The sequence below is a fragment of the Salinisphaera sp. G21_0 genome, assembly GCF_017744115.1.
Lineage (GTDB): Bacteria > Pseudomonadota > Gammaproteobacteria > Pseudomonadales > Endozoicomonadaceae > Endozoicomonas.
In genome coordinates, this window is the sequence record NZ_JAGHQW010000148.1 from 1 (window position 1) to 2,101 (window position 2,101).

A 2,101-nucleotide genomic window follows, 5' to 3' on the forward strand; every position below is an offset into this window, starting at 1 on the left:
TGTGTCAATGACTCCGTCAGGCATGGCAAGCACTCAGACACTGTTATCCAACAACACGGCTCCGTTCTCTCCAGAGTTGAGTTCGTCGATGAATACCACCGATGCATCACTGACTCCGTCAGGCATGACAGGTACTCAGACACTGTCATCCAACACGACGGCTACGTTCTCACCAGAGCTGAGTTCGTCGATGAATACCACCGATGTGTCAATGACTCCGTCAGGCATGGCAAGCACTCAGGCATTGTCACCCAACACGACGGCTACGTTCTCTCCAGAACTCAGTTCGTCAATTAATACTACCGATGTGTCACTGACTCCGTCAGGCATGGCAGGCACTCAGACACTGTCATCCAACACGACGGCTCCGTTCTCACCAGAGTTAAGTTCGTCGATCAATACCACCGATGTGTCAATGACTCCGTCAGGCATGGCAGGTACTCAGACACTGTCATCCAACACGACGTCTCCATTCCCTCCAGAACTCAGTTCGTCGATCAATACCACCGATGTGTCACTGACTCCGTCAGGCATGGCAGGTACTCAGACACTGTCACCCAACACGACGTCACCATTCTCTCCAGAACTCAGTTCGTCGATCAATACCACCGATGTGTCAATGACTCCGTCAGGCATGGCAGGTACTCAGACACTGTCACCCAACACGACGGCTACGTTCTCTCCAAAACTCAGTTCGTCAATTAATACTACCGATGTGTCACTGACTCCGTCAGGCATGGCAGGCACTCAGACACTGTCATCCAACACGACGGCTCCGTTCTCTCCAGAGTTGAGTTCGTCGATCAATACCACCGATGTGTCAATGACTCCGTCAGGCATGGCAGGTACTCAGACACTGTCATCCAACACGACGGCTCCGTTCTCTCCAGAACTCAGTTCGTCGATCAATACCACCGATGTGTCAATGACTCCATCAGGGATGGCAGGCACTCAGACACTGTCATCCAATACGACAGCTCCGTTCTCTCCAGAGTTGAGTTCGTCGATCAATACCACCGATGTGTCAATGACTCCGTCAGGCATGGCAGGTACTCAGACACTGTCATCCAACACGACAGCTCCGTTCTCTCCTGAGTTGAGTTCGTCGATGAATTCCACCGATGCGTCAGTGAGCCCATCAGGCATGGCAGGCACTCAGACACTGTCGCCCAACACGACGGCCACGTTCTCACCAGAACTCAGTTCGTCGATGAATTCCACCGATGCGTCAGTGAGCCCATCAGGCATGGCAGGTACTCAGACACTGTCATCCAACACGACAGCTCAGTTCTCTCCAGAGTTGAGTTCGTCAATCAATACCACCGATGTGTCAATGACTCCGTCAGGCATGGCAAGCACTCAGGCACTGTCATCCAATACGACGGCTCCGTTCTCACCGGAACTGAGTTCGTCGATGAATACCACCGATGTGTCAATGACTCCGTCAGGCATGGCAAGCACTCAGGCACTGTCATCCAGTACTACGTCTCCGTTCTCTCCAGAAATGAGTTCGCCGATCACTACCACCGATGAGTCAATGACTCCGTCAGGCATGGCAGGTACTCAGACATTGTCATCCAGCACAATGGCCCGGATCTCACCGGAGATGACTTCGCAACTATCCCCTTCGCAACTATCCCCTTCCCAAACGCCAACAGCTCACCTTGAGGCGACCCCGTCGGCCATTGACGATCATGCTGATGCTGAGTCATCGTCGCCAACCATTGAGCCGGAGCACACCACCCAACCCGTTGCGACTCCGACCTCCTCCGTCACCGACAGTCGCCCGCCACAAGACAGCCGCCCGCCGCAGCTGGGCACGCAGGGCAAAAAACTGCTGAAACTTTATGCGGACCGGGGCCAGGTGATTGATGACCTCTATAGGTGGCAGATAAACAACATTAAAAATAACAATGTCCAGGCGATGCAGTTAATTAAGGACAATGGTGAAGAGATAACCATCAATGGCGGGATTTATCTTGAATGGTCGCTTGAACGGATCGTGTGTTGTGCCCACGGCCTGCGGGCCATGGACAAACTGCTCCGGGATAACTTCCTGACCATCAGCAGCCTTGCCCAGCAATGCATCAGCTATGATGCC

General features: G+C 53.2%; 1 protein-coding gene. It reads left to right on the top strand.

All coding sequences use genetic code 11. From position 1 onward, the window contains the following. Nucleotides 1-22 precede the first annotated feature (22 nt). Nucleotides 23-2,101 (top strand): hypothetical protein (locus J7439_RS25290; protein ID WP_209204828.1); only part of this gene is annotated, 2,079 nt, incomplete at its 3' end.